The 21,994-nt window shown below is 69.2% G+C and carries 18 protein-coding genes and 1 riboswitch; of the genes, 11 read left to right on the forward strand and 7 right to left on the reverse strand.

Annotation, left to right across the window (positions count from 1 at the left end):
- Positions 1–24: 24 nt before the first annotated feature.
- Positions 25–1,407, reverse strand: a complete 1,383-nt coding sequence (locus ACGFNK_RS11635) for a cysteine desulfurase/sulfurtransferase TusA family protein (RefSeq protein ID WP_393414545.1) — start codon at positions 1,405–1,407, stop codon at positions 25–27.
- Positions 1,408–1,793: 386 nt separating this feature from the next.
- Here ACGFNK_RS11635 and coxB point away from each other — a divergent pair, with 386 nt between their 5' ends.
- From coxB to ACGFNK_RS11655, 4 genes are all read left to right on the forward strand, one after another.
- Positions 1,794–2,792: a cytochrome c oxidase subunit II gene (gene coxB, locus ACGFNK_RS11640; RefSeq protein ID WP_393414548.1), complete on the forward strand. Its 999-nt coding sequence runs from the start codon at positions 1,794–1,796 to the stop codon at positions 2,790–2,792.
- Complete coding sequence (gene ctaD, locus ACGFNK_RS11645) at positions 2,789–4,522, forward strand: cytochrome c oxidase subunit I (RefSeq protein ID WP_393414551.1); 1,734 nt, start codon at positions 2,789–2,791, stop codon at positions 4,520–4,522. Before coxB ends, ctaD begins: the two co-directional genes overlap by 4 nt.
- Positions 4,519–4,917: a cytochrome c oxidase subunit 4 gene (locus tag ACGFNK_RS11650; RefSeq protein ID WP_344392398.1), complete on the forward strand. Its 399-nt coding sequence runs from the start codon at positions 4,519–4,521 to the stop codon at positions 4,915–4,917. The genes ctaD and ACGFNK_RS11650 overlap by 4 nt, the downstream gene beginning before the upstream one ends.
- A gap of 212 nt (positions 4,918–5,129) precedes the next feature.
- The gene (locus ACGFNK_RS11655) at positions 5,130–6,422 is read left to right on the forward strand and encodes an Ig-like domain-containing protein (protein WP_393414554.1); all 1,293 of its coding nucleotides are present in this window, start codon (positions 5,130–5,132) and stop codon (positions 6,420–6,422) included.
- 16 nt (positions 6,423–6,438) lie between these two features.
- Here the strand turns inward: ACGFNK_RS11655 and ACGFNK_RS11660 are convergent, their stop codons facing one another.
- Positions 6,439–6,837: a hypothetical protein gene (locus tag ACGFNK_RS11660; protein WP_344392396.1), complete on the reverse strand. Its 399-nt coding sequence runs from the start codon at positions 6,835–6,837 to the stop codon at positions 6,439–6,441.
- 208 nt (positions 6,838–7,045) lie between these two features.
- Here ACGFNK_RS11660 and ACGFNK_RS11665 point away from each other — a divergent pair, with 208 nt between their 5' ends.
- The 7 genes from ACGFNK_RS11665 (at position 7,046) to ACGFNK_RS11695 (ending at position 16,771) form a co-directional block, all read left to right on the forward strand.
- Positions 7,046–7,666, forward strand: a complete 621-nt coding sequence (locus ACGFNK_RS11665; RefSeq protein WP_386346018.1) for a heme-copper oxidase subunit III — start codon at positions 7,046–7,048, stop codon at positions 7,664–7,666.
- A gap of 78 nt (positions 7,667–7,744) precedes the next feature.
- Positions 7,745–8,554, forward strand: coding sequence for a c-type cytochrome (locus ACGFNK_RS11670; RefSeq protein WP_393414558.1), 810 nt, complete (start codon positions 7,745–7,747; stop codon positions 8,552–8,554).
- A complete protein-coding gene (locus ACGFNK_RS11675; RefSeq protein WP_386346016.1) occupies positions 8,551–9,609 on the forward strand; it encodes a Rieske 2Fe-2S domain-containing protein in 1,059 nt (352 codons plus the stop codon). Before ACGFNK_RS11670 ends, ACGFNK_RS11675 begins: the two co-directional genes overlap by 4 nt.
- Positions 9,606–11,231, forward strand: a complete 1,626-nt coding sequence (locus tag ACGFNK_RS11680; protein WP_393414562.1) for a cytochrome bc complex cytochrome b subunit — start codon at positions 9,606–9,608, stop codon at positions 11,229–11,231. Before ACGFNK_RS11675 ends, ACGFNK_RS11680 begins: the two co-directional genes overlap by 4 nt.
- 121 nt (positions 11,232–11,352) lie before the next feature.
- On the forward strand, positions 11,353–12,417 hold the full coding sequence (gene trpD / locus ACGFNK_RS11685) for an anthranilate phosphoribosyltransferase (protein WP_393414565.1): 1,065 nt from the start codon (positions 11,353–11,355) through the stop codon (positions 12,415–12,417).
- Positions 12,418–12,946: 529 nt separating this feature from the next.
- Positions 12,947–13,063, forward strand: a riboswitch (SAM riboswitch).
- 39 nt (positions 13,064–13,102) lie between these two features.
- A complete protein-coding gene (locus tag ACGFNK_RS11690) occupies positions 13,103–14,464 on the forward strand; it encodes an aminotransferase class V-fold PLP-dependent enzyme (RefSeq protein ID WP_393414567.1) in 1,362 nt (453 codons plus the stop codon).
- Between the two features lie 114 nt (positions 14,465–14,578).
- Complete coding sequence (locus ACGFNK_RS11695; protein WP_393414570.1) at positions 14,579–16,771, forward strand: PQQ-binding-like beta-propeller repeat protein; 2,193 nt, start codon at positions 14,579–14,581, stop codon at positions 16,769–16,771.
- A 3-nt stretch (positions 16,772–16,774) separates the two neighbouring features.
- Here the strand turns inward: ACGFNK_RS11695 and ACGFNK_RS11700 are convergent, their stop codons facing one another.
- From ACGFNK_RS11700 to ACGFNK_RS11720, 5 genes are all read right to left on the reverse strand, one after another.
- Complete coding sequence (locus tag ACGFNK_RS11700; protein ID WP_393414572.1) at positions 16,775–17,935, reverse strand: glycerate kinase; 1,161 nt, start codon at positions 17,933–17,935, stop codon at positions 16,775–16,777.
- 33 nt (positions 17,936–17,968) lie between these two features.
- On the reverse strand, positions 17,969–19,390 hold the full coding sequence (locus ACGFNK_RS11705; RefSeq protein ID WP_393415544.1) for an SLC13 family permease: 1,422 nt from the start codon (positions 19,388–19,390) through the stop codon (positions 17,969–17,971).
- A gap of 83 nt (positions 19,391–19,473) precedes the next feature.
- Entirely contained in the window at positions 19,474–20,136 is a 663-nt protein-coding gene (locus ACGFNK_RS11710; RefSeq protein ID WP_165340769.1) for a response regulator transcription factor, read from the reverse strand.
- A 13-nt stretch (positions 20,137–20,149) separates the two neighbouring features.
- Complete coding sequence (locus tag ACGFNK_RS11715) at positions 20,150–21,643, reverse strand: ATP-binding protein (RefSeq protein WP_393414575.1); 1,494 nt, start codon at positions 21,641–21,643, stop codon at positions 20,150–20,152.
- Complete coding sequence (locus tag ACGFNK_RS11720; protein ID WP_393414578.1) at positions 21,579–21,944, reverse strand: small secreted hydrophilic protein; 366 nt, start codon at positions 21,942–21,944, stop codon at positions 21,579–21,581. The genes ACGFNK_RS11715 and ACGFNK_RS11720 overlap by 65 nt, the downstream gene beginning before the upstream one ends.
- Positions 21,945–21,994 lie beyond the last annotated feature (50 nt).

A 21,994-nucleotide genomic window follows, 5' to 3' on the forward strand; every position in this document is an offset into this window, starting at 1 on the left:
ACACCTGGCCCGGCAGCCGCCCGGCTACGACGTACGGCGGACCACGTAAGCCGAACCGTGGTCCGCCGGCTCCTCCCCGACGTACTCCTGACCCCGCATCGCGCACCACGCCGGGATGTCCAGGCGGGCCGCCTCGTCATCCGAAAGGACGCGGATCGTGCCGCCCAGGGGGACGTTGTCGATGACCTTCGCGAGTTCGATGACCGGGATGGGGCAGCGCCTGCCGAGAGCGTCCACGGTGAGGGTGTCCTCGGCGGCGGGGGCCTTCGGCGCGTGGACCGGAGCGCCCAGCTTCTCGCGGACCGTCGAGACCGCGCCCGGCAGCACCTCCAGGAAGCGGTCCACGTCTTCCTCGGACGTGCCCAGAGGCAACGACACCCGGACGTTGCCCTCCGTCAGTACCCCCATCGCCTTCAGCACATGGCTCGGTGTCAGCGTGCTGCTCGTACAGGACGATCCGGACGACACCGAGAAGCCCTCGCGGTCGAGCTCGTGCAGCAATGTCTCTCCGTCGACATAAAGACAGGAGAAGGTGAGCAGATGGGGGAGCCTGCGTACCGGCTCGCCCACCACCTCCACATCCGGCACCAGCTCCGGCACCCGCGCCCGGATCCTGTCCGTCAACTCCCGCAGCCGGGCCGACTCCGCGGCGGCCTCGGCGCGCACCGCACGCAGCGAGGCCGCCGCGGCGACGATGCCGGGGATGTTCTCGAAGCCGGGAGCGCGCCCCGACTCCCGCTCGTCGACGGGGCCTTGGGGCGCATACCGCACCCCCTTGCGCACGACGAGAACCCCGACACCCGACGGCCCGCCCCACTTGTGGGCGCTGCCCGTCAGCAACGACCAGTCACCCTCGACCGGCCCCCACGCCAACGACTGCGCCGCGTCCACCAACAGCGGTACGCCCGCCGCACGACACGCGGCGGCGACTGCGGCGACAGGCTGCTCCGTACCCACTTCATGGTTGGCCGACTGCAGACAGGCGAGTGCGGTGTCCGGGCGAAGCGCGGCGGCGTACGCGTCGGGGGAGACGGCTCCCGTGCGCCGTACGGGCACTTCGGTCACCGCCCCGCCCTCGGCCCGGTGAACCTCCGCAGCATGCAGCACCGAAGAGTGTTCGACAGCGGACACGATCAGGTGGCTCCCGACACGGCGACGTCCCGTCAGCGCCCCGGCGATCCCGGAATGCACGGCCGATGTACCGGATGAGGTGAACACCAGCTCGTCCGCCCGACACCCAACGGCCTCGGCCATGGCTTCCCGCGCGGCATCGAGCAACAGCCGGGCGCGCCGCCCTTCGCGGTAGAGCCGCGCGGGATCGGCCCACCCCTCGTCGAGTGAAGCTTGCAGAGCCTGCCGGGCGACGGGATGAAGAGGAGCGCTGGAAGCAGCGTCAAAGTAGGCCACACAGCAACGCTAAGACTTCCAGCAGGGGAGTGCTCCGACAGGGGGGCGGGGCTGTGTGAGCGAAGCCGAGAGTGGGGGAGAAGCCGAGAGTGGGCGAGCGAGAAACCACAGACAACCCGCACTCGCCACACAAAGCCGCACGGCCGAGCTGTTGGGCGCCCCAAACCCCGCCGGTTGAAGGCGATCCCAAGGGCGTCCAACCCGTCGGCGTGACCCGCGGAGCGACTCGCGGCACGTTGGGGCCCCCTCCCCGCGAACCCTCGGAGAGCGTCGGCTAGGGTTTGGTCCGCATAAACATCCAAACCCCTGCCCGACGCAGGGCGGCGACCGACCACCGAGAAGGCCGCAGCCAACACGCGCGGGCGAGACTCTCGGGAAGGCGCTACGTGAGTCCCAACGGCTCCGACCTCCCCCACGCCCCGGGGGGCGCGGGCGGTACCCCCACGCCGCGGCGCCCGCTCCGGCGGAAGCTGCTGCAGGCACTGACTGCGGGCCTGGTTCTGGCGACAGCCTCTGGTTGCTCGTACAACTGGGAAGACTTCCCCCGCCTCGGTATGCCGACCCCGACCACGGAAGAGGCTCCGCGGATCCTCTCCCTGTGGCAGGGCTCCTGGGCTGCCGCGCTCGCCACCGGCGTGCTGGTGTGGGGCCTGATCCTGTGGAGCACCATCTTCCACCGGCGCAGCCGCACCAAGGTCGAGGTTCCCCCGCAGACCCGGTACAACATGCCCATCGAGGCGCTGTACACGGTCGTCCCGCTCATCATCGTCTCGGTGCTCTTCTACTTCACCGCCCGCGACGAGTCGGAGCTCCTCGACACCTCCAAGAAGCCCGACGTGACGATCAACGTCGTGGGCTACCAGTGGAGCTGGGGCTTCAACTACGTCGAGGACGTCGAAGGTTCGGACGGCGACGCGAAGACCGACGAGAACCTGGACGCGATTCCGACCCGGTTCAAGGACGACTTCCCGGCGAACGCCGGCGGTGTCTACGACGTCGGCACCCCGGGTCAGCGGAACCCCCAGACGAACAACCCCGGCCCGACCCTCTGGCTCCCCAAGGGCAAGACGGTCCGCTTCGTCCTCACCTCGCGTGACGTCATCCACTCCTTCTGGGTGGTGCCGTTCCTGATGAAGCAGGACGTCATCCCGGGCCACACCAACGCCTTCCAGGTGACCCCCAACAAGGAGGGCACCTTCCTCGGCAAGTGCGCCGAACTGTGCGGCGTCGACCACTCCCGGATGCTCTTCAACGTGAAGGTCGTCTCTCCCGAGCGTTACGAGGCCCACCTCAGGGAGCTCGCGGAGAAGGGCCAGACCGGTTACGTCCCGGCCGGAATCGAGCAGACGGACCACGAGAAGAACCGGGAGACGAACCAACTGTGAGCATCCTCAACGAACCTCAGGGTGCCGCGCCGGAAGACACGTACCAGAACGAGGTCCCGGTACGGCGGAAGCAGCCCGGCAACGTCGTCGTCAAGTGGCTCACCACCACGGACCACAAGACGATCGGCACGCTGTATCTGGTCACGTCGTTCGCGTTCTTCGTCATCGGCGGCGTGATGGCGCTGTTCATGCGCGCTGAACTGGCGCGCCCCGGCAGCCAGATCATGTCGAACGAGCAGTTCAACCAGGCGTTCACGATGCACGGCACGATCATGCTGCTGATGTTCGCGACGCCGCTGTTCGCCGGCTTCACGAACTGGATCATGCCGCTGCAGATCGGTGCCCCCGATGTGGCGTTCCCGCGGCTGAACATGTTCGCCTACTGGCTGTACCTGTTCGGCTCGCTGATCGCTGTGGGCGGCTTCCTCACCCCGCAGGGCGCCGCGGACTTCGGCTGGTTCGCCTACTCGCCGCTGTCCGACGCGATCCGCTCGCCGGGCATCGGCGCCGACATGTGGATCATGGGTCTGGCGTTCTCCGGCTTCGGCACCATCCTCGGCGCGGTCAACTTCATCACCACCATCATCTGCATGCGTGCACCGGGCATGACCATGTTCCGCATGCCGATCTTCGTGTGGAACGTGCTGCTCACCGCGGTGCTCGTGCTGCTGGCCTTCCCGGTGCTGGCCGCCGCGCTGTTCGCGCTGGAGGCGGACCGCAAGTTCGGCGCGCACATCTTCGATGCCGCCAACGGCGGCGCGTTGCTGTGGCAACACCTGTTCTGGTTCTTCGGGCATCCAGAGGTGTACATCATCGCGTTGCCGTTCTTCGGCATCATCTCCGAGGTCATCCCGGTCTTCTCCCGCAAGCCGATGTTCGGCTACATGGGCCTGATCGGCGCGACCATCGCGATCGCCGGCCTGTCGGTCACCGTGTGGGCGCACCACATGTACGTCACCGGCGGCGTGCTGTTGCCGTTCTTCTCCTTCATGACGTTCCTGATCGCCGTGCCAACGGGCGTGAAGTTCTTCAACTGGATCGGAACGATGTGGAAGGGGTCGTTGTCGTTCGAGACCCCGATGCTGTGGGCCACCGGCTTCCTGATCACCTTCACCTTCGGTGGTCTGACCGGTGTCATCCTGGCCTCGCCGCCGATGGACTTCCACGTCTCGGACACGTACTTCGTGGTGGCGCACTTCCACTACGTGGTGTTCGGCACGGTGGTGTTCGCGATGTTCTCCGGCTTCCACTTCTGGTGGCCGAAGATGACCGGCAAGATGCTCGACGAACGCCTCGGGAAGATCACCTTCTGGACGCTGTTCATCGGCTTCCACGGCACGTTCCTCGTCCAGCACTGGCTGGGTGCCGAGGGCATGCCACGGCGGTACGCGGACTATCTCGCGGCCGACGGCTTCACCGCGCTGAACACGGTCTCGACGATCAGCTCCTTCGTGCTCGGCCTGTCGATCCTGCCGTTCTTCTACAACGTGTGGAAGACCGCCAAGTACGGCAAGAAGGTCGAAGTCGACGACCCGTGGGGCTACGGCCGCTCGCTGGAGTGGGCCACGTCCTGCCCGCCGCCGCGGCACAACTTCCTCACCCTGCCGCGGATCCGCAGTGAATCCCCGGCGTTCGACCTGCACCACCCGGAGATCGCCGCCATCGACCAGCTCGAGAACGTCGGTCCCTCCGAGAAGTCCCTCGCTGGTGGCAAGGAGGCCGGCAAGTGAAGATCCAAGGCAAGATGTTCATCTGGCTGGCCGTCTTCATCCTGGTCATGGCGATCGTCTATGGCGTGTGGTCGAAGGAGCCGGCCGGTACCACGGCGCTCTTCCTCGGCTTCGGCCTGAGCATCATGATCGGCTACTACCTGGCCTTCACGGCCCGGCGGGTCGACGTGGGCGCCCAGGACAACAAGGAGGCCGACGTCGCGGACGACGCCGGTGAGATCGGCTTCTTCAGCCCGCACAGCTGGCAGCCGCTCTCCCTCGGTATCGGTGGCGCGCTCGCCTTCATGGGCGTCGTCTTCGGCTGGTGGCTGCTGTACTTCTCGCTGCCGATCATCATGATCGGCCTGTGGGGCTGGGTCTTCGAGTACTACCACGGCGAGAACCGCACCCAGTAACACGTGCTCGGCGCTCTGGAGCCCGGACACTCCGTCACGGAGGGTCCGGGCTCCCTCGTTTGCCGGACAACGCATCCCCCACACGGCCCACCCGCCGCGCCACAGTGGTCATGCGTTCCTACGTTGAACGCATGAGCCTCTCAGTGTCTTTTCGGGGCGCCGCTGCGTCCGATATGCGCCTGCCGGCGCGTGACGGTGTCGAGAGTCCGACCGTGCCCGACCCTTCGGGCCTCCGCGCACTCAGCCTCTCGACACCGTCGCGCCCACGGCGAAACCGCACGGTGGCCGGCTGCACCGCGCTACTGGTCACCCTGGGCGCGGGCGTCACGGCCTGCAGCTCCGACGGCCACCCGCTCTCGGCCAGTCCGTACGACGCGACGGACCAGATCTCCTTCAACGCCCCGGTAGGCGACGGCAAGAAGGCCGATCCGGACAAGCCCCTGGAGATCACCGCCGAGGACTCCGACGGACGCATCACCGACGTGACGGCCACGGACGCCGCCGGGCGGTACGTGGCGGGCGAACTCTCCGCGGACGGCTCCCGCTGGCACAGCACCTCACCGCTCGCCGCGGGCGCCCGCTACACGGTGCGGGTGAGCACGGAGGACGAGGACGGGGCGCCCGGCCGCAAGGTCCTCGCCTTCGACACCGGCAGGCCCACCACGAAGAAGCGCCTGGGTGTCACGTTCGGCCCCAAAGCGGGTACGTACGGGGTCGGCCAGCCCGTCACGGCGGAACTCAGCATCCCCCTCAAGGACAAGGCTGCCCGCAAGGTCGTCGAGCGCGCCCTCAAGGTCGTCTCAGAGCCCGCCGTGCAGGGCGCCTGGCACTGGGTGGACAACAAGACCCTGCACTACCGCCCAAGGGAGTACTGGCCCGCCCACGCCACCATCCGCGCGTCCAGCAACCTCGCGGGCATAAAGGTCGCCGAACGGCTCTGGGGCGGCAAGGCCAAGCCCCTGAAGCTCACCACGGGCGACCGCGTCGAGGCCGTCACGGACGCCGCCGCGCACTCGATGGCGGTCTACCGGAACGGCAAGGAGATCAAGCAGATCCCCGTCACCACCGGCAAGCCCGGCTTCGAGACCCGTAACGGTGTCAAGGTCGTGCTCGGCAAGGAGTACTTCGTACGGATGCGCGGCACCAGCATCGGCATTGCCGAGGGCAGCGCGGAGAATTACGACCTGCCCGTGTACTACGCCACGCGCGTCACCTGGAGCGGCGAGTACGTCCACGCCGCCCCCTGGTCCACCGGCTCCCAGGGCTCCGCCAACGTCAGCCACGGATGCACCGGCATGAGCACCGAGAACGCCGCCTGGTTCTTCAAGACCGTCCGCCCCGGCGACCTGGTCAAGGTCGTCAACTCGGACGGCGACATGATGGCCCCCTTCGGCAACGGCTTCGGCGAGTGGAATCTCACCTGGCAGGACTGGCAGAAGGGCAGCGCACTGGTAGAGGGCCCAAGCCCCCAGGACAGGGCACGCCTGAGCCCGGTATCGGCGTGACCACTGGACCGAGCTCTCAGGCGCTCAAAGCCTTCTGCCGCAACAGAGAGGCCAACGCCGACGCGAAGTCAACAGGCTCCACCGGCAGGATTGCCGTGGCGTCCGCCCGGGACCACGTGGCCAGCCACGCATCCTGAGGCCGCCCGATCAGCAACAGCACCGGCGGGCAGTTGAACACCTCGTCCTTGATCTGGCGGCACATCCCCATGCCGCCCATGGGCACGGCCTCACCGTCCAGCACACAGACATCGATCCCACCCCGGTCCAGCTCTTTCAGAACCGCCGCAGGAGTCGCACATTCGATGAACTCGACCTGAGGAACATCACTCGCCGGCCGGCGCCCCGTGGCGAGCCGCACCTGCTCCCGCGTATTGGAGTCGTCGCTGTAGACCAGCACCGTGGCGGTCGCCTGCATTGTTCCTCCGTGACTTCGGGACTCGCGTCGTAAGGACGTCGTACGGACATGGGTCTACGGTCATGGACCGATGCGCGGATGCTACTCCCTTGGGCACCTGCTACACACCGGTCCGTAGCCCCTTCCCTGACCCATCCGAGCAGCGCACACCGGGCAGACACTCCGAACGGCACCCCCCGGGGTGAGGGCGGGATAAGCGACCGACATAATGTCGGTCGTGGCGACAGCAACGACAGTAGAAACCGGGCACGCGCACCCGTCGGTCAATCGGCCGAACCTCACCAGCGTCGGAACCATCATCTGGCTGAGTTCCGAGCTGATGTTCTTCGCGGCCCTCTTCGCGATGTACTTCACCCTGCGATCGGTGACCGGTCCGGATCACTGGAAGGAGATGGCGGACACCCTCAACTTCCCGTTCTCGGCGGCCAACACCACGATCCTGGTGCTCTCCTCCCTCACCTGCCAGCTCGGCGTTTTCGCCGCCGAGCGCGGGGATGTGAAGAAGCTCCGGATGTGGTTCATCGTCACCTTCATCATGGGTGCGATCTTCATCGGCGGTCAGGTCTTCGAGTACACGGAGCTGGTCAAGCACGAGGGCCTCTCGCTCTCGTCGGACCCGTACGGCTCGGTGTTCTACCTGACGACCGGCTTCCATGGCCTGCACGTGACGGGTGGTCTCATCGCCTTCCTGCTGGTCCTGGGGCGTACGTACGCGGCCCACAGGTTCACGCACGAGCAGGCGACCGCCGCCATCGTCGTGTCCTACTACTGGCACTTCGTCGATGTCGTCTGGATCGGCCTCTTCGCCACGATCTACATGATCAAGTAGCCGGGCCCGCTCCCGAGCGCCCCACAGGCGCACATCCCAGAAGCATCGACGCAGAAGATCCTGACACCGGGGTAATCCGTGAAAAAGCTCTCCGCACGACGACGCCATCCGCTGGCGGCGGTCGTCGTCCTACTCATCGCGCTGGCGGCCACCGGGGGGATCTACACCCTGGTCGCGCCCCCGGACAAGGCCGTGGCCGATGAGACCGCCCAGACCCTCACCATCGAGGAGGGCCAGAAGCTCTACGCCGTCGGCTGCGCCAGTTGCCACGGCACCGGCGGTAAGGGCACCACCGACGGTCCGAGCCTGGTGGGTGTGGGCGCCGCTGCCGTGGACTTCCAGGTCGCGACCGGCCGTATGCCGGCGCAGCAGCCCGGCGCTCAGGTGCCGCAGAAGAAGAACATCTACTCGCAGGCCGAGATCGACCAGCTCGCGGCGTACATCGCCTCGCTGGGTGCCGGTCCCTCCGTGCCGACCGAGAACCAGTACAACCCGGAGGGCGCGGACATCGCCAAGGGCGGTGAGCTCTTCCGTACCAACTGCGCGCAGTGCCACAACTTCACCGGCAAGGGCGGCGCGTTGACTAACGGCAAGTACGCCCCGACGCTGGAAGACGTCGATCCGAAGCACATCTACGAGGCCATGCAGACCGGCCCGCAGAACATGCCGTCCTTCCCCGACACCACGCTGACGGAGAAGAACAAGAAGGACATCATCGCGTACCTGGACGAGGTCAACAGCGACAAGTCGGAGAGCCCCGGCGGACTGGAGCTGGGCGGCCTCGGGCCGGTCAGCGAGGGCCTGTTCGGCTGGGTCTTCGGTCTCGGTGGACTGATCGCCGTCGCCGTGTGGGTCGCCGCCCGGACCGCAAAGGCCAAGAAGTCATGAGTAGCCAAGAAACTCCAGAAGAGAACCTGCCCGCTGAGCAGGCCGCCGACAACGGCGGGGTAGCCGTCGCCGACGAGAAGCACCCGTTTGCGGATCCGGGGCTGCCGCCCCACGAGCACCGCATCCAGGACATCGACGAGCGGGCCGCCAAGCGGTCCGAGCGTACGGTCGCCCTCCTGTTCACGCTGTCGATGCTGTCCACCGTCGCCTTCATCGCCGCGTTCGTGGCGATCCCGGTGGACAAGTCGATCTACGTCTGGCCGCTCGGCCACATCAGCGCGCTGAACTTCGCGCTGGGCATGACCCTCGGCAGCGCGCTGTTCTGCATCGGTGCGGGCGCGGTCCACTGGGCCCGCACGCTGATGTCCGACGTGGAACTCGTCGACGAGCGGCACGCGATCGAGGCCACGCCCGAGGTCAAGGCCAAGGTCATGGAGGACTTCCGGCAGGGTGCCAAGGACTCCGGGCTCGGCCGCCGCAAGCTGATCCGCAACACGATGCTCGGCGCGCTGACCCTGTTCCCGCTGTCCGCCATCGTCCTGCTGCGCGACCTCGGTCCGCTGCCGGAGGACAAGCTGCGGCACACGCTGTGGGCCAAGGGCAAGCTGCTCGTCAACATGAACACGAACGAGCCGCTGCGTCCCTCCGACGTCGCGGTCGGTTCACTGACCTTCGCCAAGCCCGAGGGCCTGGAGGAGCACGACCACGATTTCCAGACCGAGATCGCCAAGGCGGCCCTGATGATCGTCCGGCTGCAGCCGGACGACATCAAGGACAAGCGCGAGCTCGAGTGGTCCCACGAGGGCATCGTGGCGTACTCGAAGATCTGCACCCACGTCGGCTGCCCGATCTCCCTGTACGAGCAGCAGACGCACCACGTCCTCTGCCCCTGTCACCAGTCCACCTTCGACCTCTCCGACGGTGCCCGAGTGATCTTCGGCCCCGCTGGTCACGCCCTTCCGCAGCTGCGGATCGCCGTGAACGACGAGGGCTACCTCGAGGCGCTCGGCGACTTCGAAGAGCCCGTCGGTCCTGCTTTCTGGGAGCGCGGATGAGCACTTCAAATGACGAGCGCCGCAAGGCACCCGCGGGCGAGCGGGTCGCCGACTGGGCTGATGGCCGCCTCGGCATCTACGGCCTGGCCAAGGCCAACATGCGCAAGATCTTCCCGGACCACTGGTCCTTCATGCTGGGTGAGATCTGCCTCTACAGCTTCATCATCATCATCCTCACGGGTGTGTATCTGACGCTGTTCTTCCACCCGTCGATGAACGAGATCGAGTACCACGGCAGTTATGTGCCGATGCAGGGCCAGCTGATGTCGGAGGCGTACGCCTCCACGCTGGACATCAGCTTCGACGTCCGCGGCGGTCTGCTGATCCGGCAGATCCACCACTGGGCGGCGATCGTCTTCCTGGCCGGCATGTTCGTGCACATGATGCGCGTCTTCTTCACCGGCGCCTTCCGCAAGCCGCGTGAGATCAACTGGATGTTCGGCTTCCTGCTGTTCGTACTGGGCATGTTCACCGGTTTCACCGGCTACTCGCTCCCGGACGACCTGCTCTCCGGCACCGGTGTCCGCTTCACGCAGGGCGCGATCCTGGCCACGCCGATCGTGGGCACGTACATCTCGATGTTCCTGTTCGGCGGGGAGTTCCCGGGCGGCGACTTCGTCGCGCGGTTCTACTCGATCCACATCCTGCTGTTGCCCGGCATCATGCTCGGGCTCGTGGTCGGCCACCTGATCCTGGTCTTCTACCACAAGCACACGCAGTTCGCGGGCGCCGGCCGCTCCGACAAGAACGTCGTCGGCATGCCGCTGCTGCCGGTCTACATGGCCAAGGCCGGAGGCTTCTTCTTCCTGGTCTTCGGGTTCATCTCCGCCCTCGCCGCGGTCGCGACCATCAACCCGATCTGGGTGCTGGGGCCGTATCGCGCGGACCAGGTGTCCACGGGCGCCCAGCCCGACTGGTACATGGGCTTCGCCGAGGGACTGATCCGCGCCATGCCCGGCTGGGAGATCAATTTCGCCGGCCATACGCTCGTCCTGGGCGTGTTCATCCCGCTGGTGATCTTCGGTCTCTTCCTCGGGATCATCGCGCTCTATCCGTTCATCGAGTCCTGGGTCACCGGGGACAAACGCGAGCACCACATCCTGGACCGGCCGCGCAACGCGCCGACCCGGACGGCCTTCGGTGTCGCGTGGATCACCGCGTACATGGTCATGCTGATCGGTGGTGGCAACGACATCGTCGCCACGCACTTCCATCTGTCGATCAACGCGGTCACCTGGTTCGTCCGCATCGGGTTCTTCGCCGGGCCGGTCATCGCGTTCATCGTCACCAAGCGGATCTGTCTCGGCCTCCAGCGCCGCGACAAGGACAAGGTGCTGCACGGCCGCGAGTCGGGCATCATCAAGCGCCTGCCGCACGGTGAGTTCATCGAGGTCCACGAGCCCCTCAGCCAGGAGCAGCTGCATGTGCTCACCGCGCACGAGCAGTACAAGCCGGCCGAGATCGGCCCGACGGTCGACGAGAACGGCGTCGAGCGCAAGGTGAAGGCTCCGCAGAAGCTGCGGTCCAAGCTGAGCAACGCGTACTACGGCGAGGACAGCCAGATTCCCAAGCCGACCGCCGACGAGTACCGGGAGATCACGAGCGGCCACGGCCACCACTGATCTCCGGTCGTTCGCCACGGTAAGAGCCCCGTCCATTGCCTGGACGGGGCTCTTTGCCGTCCCCGGGGCTGGATAGGGTGGGTGCCAACCTTTCGGGACGTACGACGACCAGGAGCGGCTGATGAACGCTGTGACCCCCGCTGGAGGCGACACCGCGGCGGGCCGTTCCTGGCCCGCGCTGCTGAACGGACTGCTGGACGGGCGTGATCTGAGCGCGGACGACACTGCCTGGGCGATGGACCTGATCATGCGCGGCGAGGCGACCGACGCCCAGATCGCCGGGTTCGCGGTGGCGCTGCGGGCCAAGGGGGAGACCGTCGGCGAGATCACCGGGTGCGTCCGGGCGATGTACGAGCACGCGAACGTGATCCAGGTGCCGGGGGAGACCGTCGACATCGTCGGTACCGGTGGGGACGGGGCCCGTACGGTCAACATCTCCACCATGTCCGCGATCGTCATCGCCGGGACCGGCGCGAAGGTCGTCAAGCACGGCAACCGAGCGGCGTCGTCGGCCTCCGGGGCCTCGGACGTACTGGAGAAGCTGGGCGTCAATCTGGAGCTGACGCCGAAGCGGGTCGCGGAGGTGGCCGAGGAAGCCGGGATCACTTTTTGTTTCGCCGCGAAGTTCCATCCGGCGATGCGGCACGTGGGCGCCGCGCGGGGGCAGCTGGGTATCCGGACGATCTTCAACTTCCTCGGGCCGCTGACGAATCCCGCCCGGGTGAAGGCGCAGGCCGTCGGAGTCGCCGACGCGCGGATGGCACCCATCATGGCCGGCGTGTTCGCCGAGCGTGGCAACTCGTCCCTGGTCTTCCGCGGCGACGACGGTCTCGACGAGCTGACGACCACGTCCACGTCGCGCGTCTGGGTGGTACAGGACGGAAAGGTCCACGAGGAGACGTTCGATCCGCGGGATGTGGGCATCGAGTTGGTGCCGGTGGAGGCGTTGCGAGGTGCTGACGCTTCGTACAACGCCGACGTGGCGCTGCGCTTGCTGAACGGGGAGACCGGGCCTGTGCGGGACGCTGTGCTGCTGAACTCGGCGGCGGCGCTGGTGGCGCTGACGCCGGGTTCCGGTCCGCTCGCGGACCAGCTTCGGGAGGGGATGGCCAAGGCGGGGGAGGCCATTGACTCCGGGGCGGCGAAGACGACGTTGGATCGGTGGGTGGCGGTCAGCAACGGGTAGCGCGCCTGGAGGGGTGGTGCGTTGGGGTTCGCGGGCGGCTGCGGGTTGAGTGTGGCTGGTCGCGCCCCGCGGCGGAGCCGCTGATGTCACAGCCCCGCGCCCCTGGGTTCGTTGGGGGTCGGGGCCGTGGGCCGGTGCGTCAGCCCGTCGCAGGGTGGGCATACGGCCCTTCGGCTTCCACAGGGTGCGGGTTTCCTGAGACAGAACCTACGCGACGGGCATACGACGCACCGGCCCACGTCCCCTCCCGCCGGTGGGCAAGTGCGGGCACGTCGGGGGCTGGTGAGCATGATGGCTGACGGCTCCGGGCGCGCCCCTTTTAGGGGCGCGGGGAACTGCGCGACCAGCCCCGAGGCACCCGCAGCCGCGACACAACTGTCACCCCCACCCCCTGGCGGGGGCCCGGGGCGCAGCCCCAGGGATGGGACGGGTAGGGGCGGCGGGGGCGAGAAACCCCGGTCCGGGCCCCCGGTCCGGGATCCGGACCCGAGTTGCGGGCGGACGATCAGACTGCGTATGTTCGTTGGCAGGTCATGAGTGACAGCCAAAAGGCCCCGGCCGGCTGTCCGGCAACCCTCCGTCCGTGGCGGGGTGCCCCGGGTGAAGACCAGGTCGTGGGCAGCAAGGCCTGCGACAAGCGCGGACCCCTCGCACAGACCAGGGGTCCTGGTCTTGAGGGAGTGTCATGTCTGTCTCCACCGCTGTCGCCGAGCAGTCCGTCGCCGAGCCGTTGCCCGTTCTGGGACGGGACGTCACCGTCCCGCTCGTCACCGGCGGCGAGGTCACGTACGCCGCACTCGACTACGCCGCCAGCGCCCCGGCCCTCCAGCGGGTCTGGGACGACGTGGCCGCGTACGCGCCGTACTACGGGAGCGTGCACCGCGGGGCCGGGTACCTGTCCCAGCTGTCCACCGACCTGTTCGAGAACGCCCGGAAGACCGTCGCCGAGTTCCTCGACTGCCGGGACGAGGACCAGGTCGTGTTCACCCGGTCCACCACCGACTCGCTGAACCTGCTCGCCGCCGCCCTCCCCGCCGACTGCCAGGTCTACGTCTTCGAGACCGAGCACCACGCCTCGCTGCTGCCATGGCGGGAGGCCCGCGTCACGTACCTCGACGCGCCCCGCACGCCCGCCCAGGCCGTCGCCACCCTGGAGCGCGCCCTCGCCGAACGCGACCCCGCAGGGCCGGCCCTCGTCTGCGTCACCGGTGCCTCGAACGTCACCGGCGAGCTGTGGCCCGTACGCGAACTGGCCGCCGCCGCGCATGCGCACGGTGCGCGGATCGTGCTCGACGCCGCGCAGTTGGCGCCCCATCACCCCGTCTCCGTACGGGAGTCGGACGTCGACTGGGTCGCCTTCTCGGGGCACAAGCTGTACGCGCCGTTCGGGGCGGGCGTGCTCGCCGGGCGTTCCGACTGGCTGCGCACGGCCGAGCCGTACCTCGCGGGTGGCGGTGCGAGCCGGAAGGTGTCGCGGCGCAGCGACGGGGGCGTGGACGTCGAGTGGCACGACAGCGCCGCGCGGCACGAGGCCGGGTCGCCCAACGTCATCGGCGCCTACGCCGTCGCCTCCGCCTGCAAGGCTCTCACCGAGGCGGGGTTCGACGCGCTTGTGGCCCGGGAGCAGTACCTGATCGACACTGTCCGGGCCGGGCTCGCCGAGGTTCCGGAGGTCCGCGTCCTGTCCCTCTTCGGGGACGACGCGGCCCGCGTCGGCGTCATCTCCTTCGTCGTCGAGGGGTGGAACAGCTCCCACTTCGCCGCCGCGCTCTCCGCCGAGTACGGCATCGGCGTGCGCGACGGGCTCTTCTGCGCCCACCCCCTCCTCCGTACCCTCCTCGGCAGCGATCCGCAGAGCCAGGGCGAGTGCGGCGCCCCCGAGGCCGCGCCCGGCGAGAAGTCCCTCAACGCCATTCGGGTCAGCTTTGGGGCGGGCACGCCCGACGAGCACGTGGAGCGGTTCGTCCGCGCCGTGAAGGAGCTCGTGAGCGAGGGCGCGCGCTGGAACTACCGCACGGTGGACGGGCGTTGCGTCCCGGCGGTGTGACCCCGCAGCGGGTGTCCCGCGCGTCCGTCCGGCCACTGCCCTGACGCGTATCCGGCGTATACGCTCCTTTTGGACGGCCGTTCGGATCGCACGACCGGACAGGGGGAGCACAGGGTGCTGCAGGTGTTGCGCGAGACGGATCCACGGCGGATCGGGCCGTACGAGGTCCTTGGCAGACTCGGTGCGGGTGGCATGGGCGAGGTCTATCTCGCCGAGTCGCCCGCCGGTCCGCGGCTGGCCGTGAAGGTGGTGCGCGGCGAGCACGCCGAGGACCGCATCTTCCGCGCCCGGTTCCGCCATGAGGTGCGGGCCGCGCAGACCGTCGGCGGGGCAGGGACGTACACCGCCCGGGTCGTCGACGCCGACACCGAGGGCGAACGGCCCTGGATGGCAACGGAGTTCGTCGACGGGCCGAACCTGCGCGACGCCGTCCTCGACCACGGTCCGCTGCCCGAGGAGGCGGTGCGGGTGCTGGCGGCGGCCCTTGGCGAGGCGCTCGTGGCGATCCATGCGCAGGGCATGGTCCACCGGGACCTCAAGCCGTCCAACATCCTTTTGGCGGCGGACGGTCCGCGGGTCATCGACTTCGGGATCGTACGAGCGCTGGAGGCGACCGCGCTGACCCGGACCGGAGTCGTCGTCGGCTCGGTCGGGTACGTCTCGCCCGAGCAGATCCGCACCGGTGGGCAAGTGGGGCCGCCGAGCGACGTGTTCTCGCTGGGCGCGGTCCTCGCGCACGCGTCGGCGGGGCGTGAGCCCTTCGGCGAGGGCAAGGACGCGGTGATCCTGATGCGCATCCTGAACCGGGACATCGACCTGTCCGGGGTGCCGGAGGGGATCCGGACGCTGATCGAGGCCTGTCTCTCAGAGACCCCGGAGGACCGGCCGACTCCGGCCGAGGTGGTCGCGGCCACGGGGTACACGGCACAGTCCCTGCGCGAGAGGTTACGGCCGGGCTGGTTCACCGCCGCCGGCCCGGTCGGGGGAGACGAGCGGTGGCTTCCGGAGAGGGGATCGGGTGAGGGTGAGAGCCGGGTCGAGTACGTGGCTCCCCTGACGGTCCAGGACGTTCCGGTCGCCGCGCCGGCGGCGCCGTCACGGCGACGCCTGCTGCAGGGGCTCGCGGCCGGAGGGCTGGTCGCCGCCGGGGCCGGCACCGGCGGATGGCTGTTGCTGCAGGACCGGGATGCCGGGGGCGACGCCGTGCGGGGCAAGAGCACCGCCAGCGCCTCGCCGTCGAAGCGGTCTGTGGCCACGCCGCAGCCCGCGCTCATTGCTTGGGCCTTCGGCAGCATCGAGACCCACAGAGACGGCGGCCCCGCCGTCGCGTTGTCGCCCGACGGCGACCTGGTGTACTTCGGAGGTATGGACGGCAGACTGCGCGCGGTCTCTCCGGACGGTGAGGGCCAATGGGAGACGAGGCTGGGAGAACCGCCCCTGTGGGCAGGGTTGGTGGGATCGTCCGTCGTCACGACCGACGGTGCCTACTGTCTGCATAACGACGGCCCTGTGAAGCTGTGCGCGGTGGACCCGAAAGGGGATGTGCGCTGGCAGCGTGGGCTCGACGAGGCGAGGTTCGTGAGGTTCCCTGTGAAGGTCGGCGATCTGGTGCTCGTGACCACTGACTTGACCGAGGACAAGGGCATGGTGCGCGCGTTCCGGCCCGACGGAAGTGTGGCCTGGAACGCACGGACGCAGGATCCGATCGTCACCACGCCCATGGTGGCGGACGGCGTGGTCTATGTGAGCACCTACAAGTCGCTGATCGCCGTGGACGGCCAGGACGGGAGAACGCTGTGGACGTCCGACGTGGGCACCCAGGCCGGACGTCCCGCACTCGTCGGCAGCACCCTCGTGTTGGGATCCGAGGGCTCGGATTCCGTGCTGGGACTGAGCGTGACGCGCGGCAAGGCGCTGTGGAATGCCAGTAACGACGACGTCGTCGGGGACACGTTGCGCGAGAGCGTGTACATCCCCTTCGGGGACCTGGCCGTCACCACGACCCCGGATCTGCTCGTGGCTGTCGACCCCGCCGACGGATCCACGGTATGGACGGTGCGGGGCAAGCGTCACGCGGAGTACTCGCATTACTACAGCGACCCGACCGTCCACGAGGACCACGTCTACGCCCTACTCGGCCAGACGCTGTACGTCGTGAACCGCAAGGGCGAGCAGAGGTGGGCGCTGACCTTCTCCGACCCGTCGGTCCCGGCCTTCCAGCCGGTGGTCAGTGCCCACCCCGAGCGCGGGATGCGCGTGTACGTGGGCACCCGCAACGGCATCGCCGCCGTCGACGTGCCGGGCTAGGCGTCACACCCTCACCCCCCTCGGCAACCCCGCCCCCAGCAGGATCATCCGCAGGGCCCGCTCGGTCGCGTCCGTGAGGAGTTCGCTGCCGCGGACCAGTGCCTCGGCGAGGGCCATCGGGGCGGGCAGGATGCCGGTGAAGGCGTCCACGCCCGGCACGGTGTGCGCGCCTTCGCCGAGCGTGCCCGCCAGGGCGAGGACCGGGCGGCCGTGCAGTTTGGCGCGGCGGGCCACCTCCGCGGGTACCTTGCCGCGCGGTGTCTGGCGGTCCAGGGCGCCCTCGGCGGTGAGGACCAGGTCGGCGCGGGCGAGGCGGGCGTCCAGGTCGAGGTGGTCGAGGAGCACCTCGAAGCGGGGCAGGAGGCGGGCGCCGAGGGAGGCCAGGCCCGCGCCCAGGCCTCCTGAGGCGCCGGTTCCAGGGCCGCCGCACAGGTCGGAGGTGACCGCGAGGTCCCGCTTGAGGACGTACGCCCAGTTCTCCAGGGCCGCCGACAGCTCCTCGACCTGCGCGGGGGTCGCGCCCTTCTGCGGGCCGAATACCCGCGCGACGCCGCGCTCGCCGCACAGCACGTTGTACGGGTTGCAGGCGACGAGCAGCTCCACCTGGGAGAGCCGGGGGTCGAGTCCGGAAGGGTCGATCCGGTGCAGGCGGTTCAACTCCCGCCCACCATGCGGCAGTTCGAAGCCGTCCGCGTCGAGCAGCCGGGCGCCGAGTGCCTGGAGCACACCGGCGCCCCCGTCCGACGTGCCCGAATCGCCGCAGCCCACCAGGATCCGTCGTACGCCTGTGTCGAGGGCGGCGCGGATCAGTTCGCCGACGCCGTACGTGGTCGTGGCGCCCGGGTCGCGCAGGCCGTGCGGGACGAGGGAGAGGCCCGCGACCGCCGCCATCTCCACCACCGCCGTGTCCCGCGAACCGAGAAGCGCGAAGTGGGTGCCGACGAGTTCCCCTACCGGCCCTGTGGCGGGCAGCGCGACCAGCCGGCCCCCGGTCGAGGCGGCAAGGGCGGCGGCCGTGCCCTCGCCGCCGTCGACCAGGGGGATGAGGTCGACCTCGGCGTCCGGGACGACACGGCGTACACCGGCCGCGATGGCGTCGGCGGCGGCCCGGGCGGACAAGGACTCTTTGAAGCCGCTGGGGGCCACGGCGAAACGGGTCAGCATGGGGGTACTCCTTCAGGGGTGGGGGCGGGCTGTTCAGGGCTTGAGCACCGGTACGCCCAGCAGCGGCCACACCGCGAGCGCGAAGAGCAGGACGAGTGCGACGGTCAGCGGGGCCAGTACGCCGGACAGGCGCAGCAGGTCGCGTGGGGTGTAGGTCGGCGTGCCGGGGATCTCAGCGAAGAGCGTGACCGGTTTCGCGGAGGCCGGGAGCGTGTGGCAGAAGCCCGCCGCCGCGGTGGACGCCAGCGCGGCGGCCACGGGGTTGACCCCGGCGCCCACGGCCGCCGCGACGACCAGCGGGACGAGGACGGACGAGCGGGCCGAGCGGGACTGGAGTATGAGGTGTGCCGCCGTGCTGACCGCGACGACGAGCGCGAGGAAGAGCCATGGCTCCACGTCGACCGGAAGGCCGGCGACCAGCCACTTCGCCGCCCCCGAGTTCGCGAGCGCGACCCCCATCGCCATCGTCGCGGCCATGAAGAGGAGCAGCGACCAGGGCACGGTCTTGAGGGCGTCCTTGAGATGGACGGTCCCGAGCGCGGGCGAGGACGCGACGACCGCGCCGATCAGGGCGACTACCGCGGGGGGTACCTGGTGGAGCGGTTCGCTGCACCACAGGGCCACCACGGTGGCGAGCAGCAGCAGACAGCGCGACTCGGCGGACGACCAGGGGCCGGTGACCGGCTGCTCGCTGTGCCGCTGGATGTCATCGGCCGTGATCCGTACGGGACCTCGGCGGTCCGCGCGCCTGGTGGTCGTCAACAGCACTACTTCCGCGGCCAGATGGGAGGAGGCCACTGCCAACGGCAGGCCGAGCAGCAGCCATTGTGTGAAGCCGACCCGGTTGCCGGTCGCCTCCCACAGCACCGACACCGTGATCAGATGCGCTCCCGCGCCGATCAGGGTCGCCACCGCGGACAGAAGGATCACGGTCGGGAACAGCAGCGCCAGCATCACGACCAGTCGCTTCCGGTCGGCCAGCACCTTGGCGAGCGCGAGGAACACCGGCAGCGCGAGCGCCGCCCGGCCGGAGGTGGCGGGCACTGCGAAGGCCGTCACGACCAGCGCCGCCGTGGTCAGATGGGCCAACTGACGAACGCTGCGCGCCCCGCTCACCAGGAACGCCGCCGCCCGCCCCGCGAGTCCGGTCCGGGCCACCGCGGCGGCGAGTACGAAGGCGCAGATCAGCAGCCACACGGTCGGGTCTCCGAGGGTGCCGAAGAGCGTGTTGCTGCTGATCACCCCGGTCACCGTGAGGGCGAGTCCGGCGCCCAGGGCGATGTACGTGTCGTCGATGGGCGTACCGATCCAGGCGCAGGTCGCCAGGACGAAGACGGCGAGCGTCAGTCTGGCGTCACCGCCGAGCCCGGGGAAGTTGCCGGGCACGACCAGCAGGGCGCAGATGCTGAGGGCCACGCAGAGGGCGGCGGCTTGGCGTATTTGTGGGGAAGTCAGGCTCACGACATCCAGAGTTCACGCGCGCGGTGAGCCCTCAATGAGCCGTAGATGAAAGGAAGTTCACGCGGACGGGTCCGGCGTCACCCCGGCAGCCGGTACCCCATCCCGCGTACCGTCTCCACGCTTTGCGCCCCCAGCTTCTTGCGCAGCGCACGGACGTAGACGTCCACGATGTTGGACCCGGGGTCGAAGTCGTACCCCCACACATGGGACAGGATCTGCTCGCGCGAGAGCACCTGCCCGGGGTGCCGCAGGAACAGCTCGAGCAGCACGAACTCCCGTGCCGTCAGATCGACCGTCCGCTCTCCCGCGCGGGCCCTGCGGGTGCGCAGGTCCAGCGTGAGATCCCCGCCGCGCAGCATGGTCACCTCGGGCGCCCTGACCGCCGTACGCAGCCGCAGCCGCACCCGGGCGAGGAGTTCCTCGAAGCGGAACGGCTTGGTCATCCAGTCGTCGGCGCCGCCCTCCAGGCCGGCCACCGTGTCACGTACGGAGTCCCGGGCGGTCAGCACGATCACCGGGACCGTCACCCGGGCCTCGCGCAGTTCCCGCAGCACCGTGAAGCCGTCCCGTCCGGGCAGCCCGATGTCGAGGATCACCAGGTCGAATCCGCCGGTCAGCGCATACTCGTAGGCCGCGTCTCCGTCGCCGACGACGGTCGTGGTGAAACCGCCCGCGCGCAGGCCTTTCTCGACGAAGGAGGCGATGCGCTCCTCGTCCTCGACGATCAGGATGCGGTTCATCCGCGACACCCCGTCATGTGCGTTCCTCTTCCAGTACGAGTACGAAGGTGGCCCCGCCGCCCTCGGTGTCCCGGAGCTCCACCTGCCCGCGATGCCCCTCCGCGATGGCCCGGACGATCGACAGGCCGAGGCCGGCGCCGGAGCCGCGGGCGCCGCGCCGTGCGGTGCCACGGCGGAACCGTTCGAAGATCAGCTCGGTGTCCTGCGGCTGAACCCCGGGCCCCGAGTCGGCGACGTACAGCTCGATACGGGAGCCGTCGAGGCGCGAGCCGATGCGGACGGACTGGCCGGGAGCCGTGTGCTGTACGGCGTTCTGCGCGAGCTGGACCATCGCCTGGGTGATGCGCTGCGGGTCGAGGCGGACCTCCCCGTCGGCGACTTCGGCCAGCTCCCAGCGGCGCTCGCCGAGCGTGCGGGCCTTGACGAAGACGTCGGCGGTGAGTTCGCCGAGCTGCACGGGCTCGGGCGTGACGAAGTCGGGGCGCTCGGCCTTGGCGAGCAGCAGCAGGTCCTCGACGATGCGGCTCATCCGGTCCAGCTCGTCGGTGACCAGGCGTATGGTCTCCTCGCGCTCGGCCGGATCGTCGCCCATCAGCTCCAGGTGGCCGCGCACGATCGTGATCGGGGTGCGCAGCTCGTGGCCCGCGTCGTCGACGAACTCCCGCTGGGCGGCGAAGGCCCGCTCAAGCCGGTCCAGCATCGCGTTGAACGTCTCGGCGAGCGCCGCCACGTCGTCCCGGCCATGGACCGGAATACGCCGGGTGAGGTCCTGCTCGGTGAGTTGCGCGGCGGCGGTACGGACCAGGCGTACGGGCTTGAGGATACGCCCGGCCACCACCCAGCCGATGCCCGTCGTCATCACCAGCGCGACCCCGGAGATGGCCAGCAGGATACGGAAGACCTCGTTGGCGCGGGCCTGCTCGCGCCCGGGGTGGAAGGCGACGACGAAGGCGGCCTCGGGCTCGCCGCCGGGTCGGGCGACGGCGACCTTGGCCCAGCGGATCTCTCCGGAGGCGCGGTGCAGCGTACCGGTGGAGTCCGGGGAGTCGAAGATGCGGCGGCGGGCTTCCCGGTCGTCATGCAGGGGCCGGGGGACGTCGATCTCACGTGGCTGGGTGCGCTGTGCGGGGCCCTGGTCCGGCCGTCCGATCAGGCCGATCAGCTCCTCGTCGGGATCGGCGTACTGCCGCTCCAGGAAGACCTCCAGCAGCCGCTCGGGGTCGGTGAAGGGGCGACCGGTCTCCGGGTCCTTGCCCCGGGTCTCGAAGTTGGCGAACTCGCCGGTCTCCTGCGCGAGCAGTCGGCTGACCCGGTTGTCGACGTCGCGCAGCAGGATCGAGCGGGTGGTCATGGCCACCGCCGCGAAGGCGACCGCCGTCACGAGCAGCAGCCAGAGCAGGATGCGGACCCGGGCCGTGATCCACCGGCGTACGGGAACGGGCTCAGCCGTCGTCGCCGGCGCCGCCGTCGTCGTCGACGGGCCCGTCGTCGACGGGCCCGTCGTCATCTGCCGCGCCACCTGATCCGCCGCCACTCGTCCTGCTACCCGCTCCGTCGTCCGTCCTGCCCCCTGCTCCGCCGTCGTCGCTGTTGTCGTCGTCGGTCACCGGAGGCCGGGAGACGACCTCGTCACTGGGTGCCGGTTTCTTGGAGGGAGTCCGAGACGGCGAATCGCCCTTGTCGAGCTCCACCTTGGCGGGCACCTTGGGGGACTCCGGGCTGTCGGTCAGGGCGTAACTGGTCGCGGCGATCCCGAGCGGAATGGCCACGACGGCCGTGAGGGCTGCGATGCGATGAGAGAAGCTCATGGCTCAGATCCTGCGGGCGGAACCCGTCACCGAGGATGAGTCCAAGATGA

Origin of the sequence: Streptomyces sp. NPDC048825 (genome assembly GCF_043198355.1) — a bacterium.
Classification (GTDB): Bacteria; Actinomycetota; Actinomycetes; order Streptomycetales; family Streptomycetaceae; genus Streptomyces; species Streptomyces xiangluensis.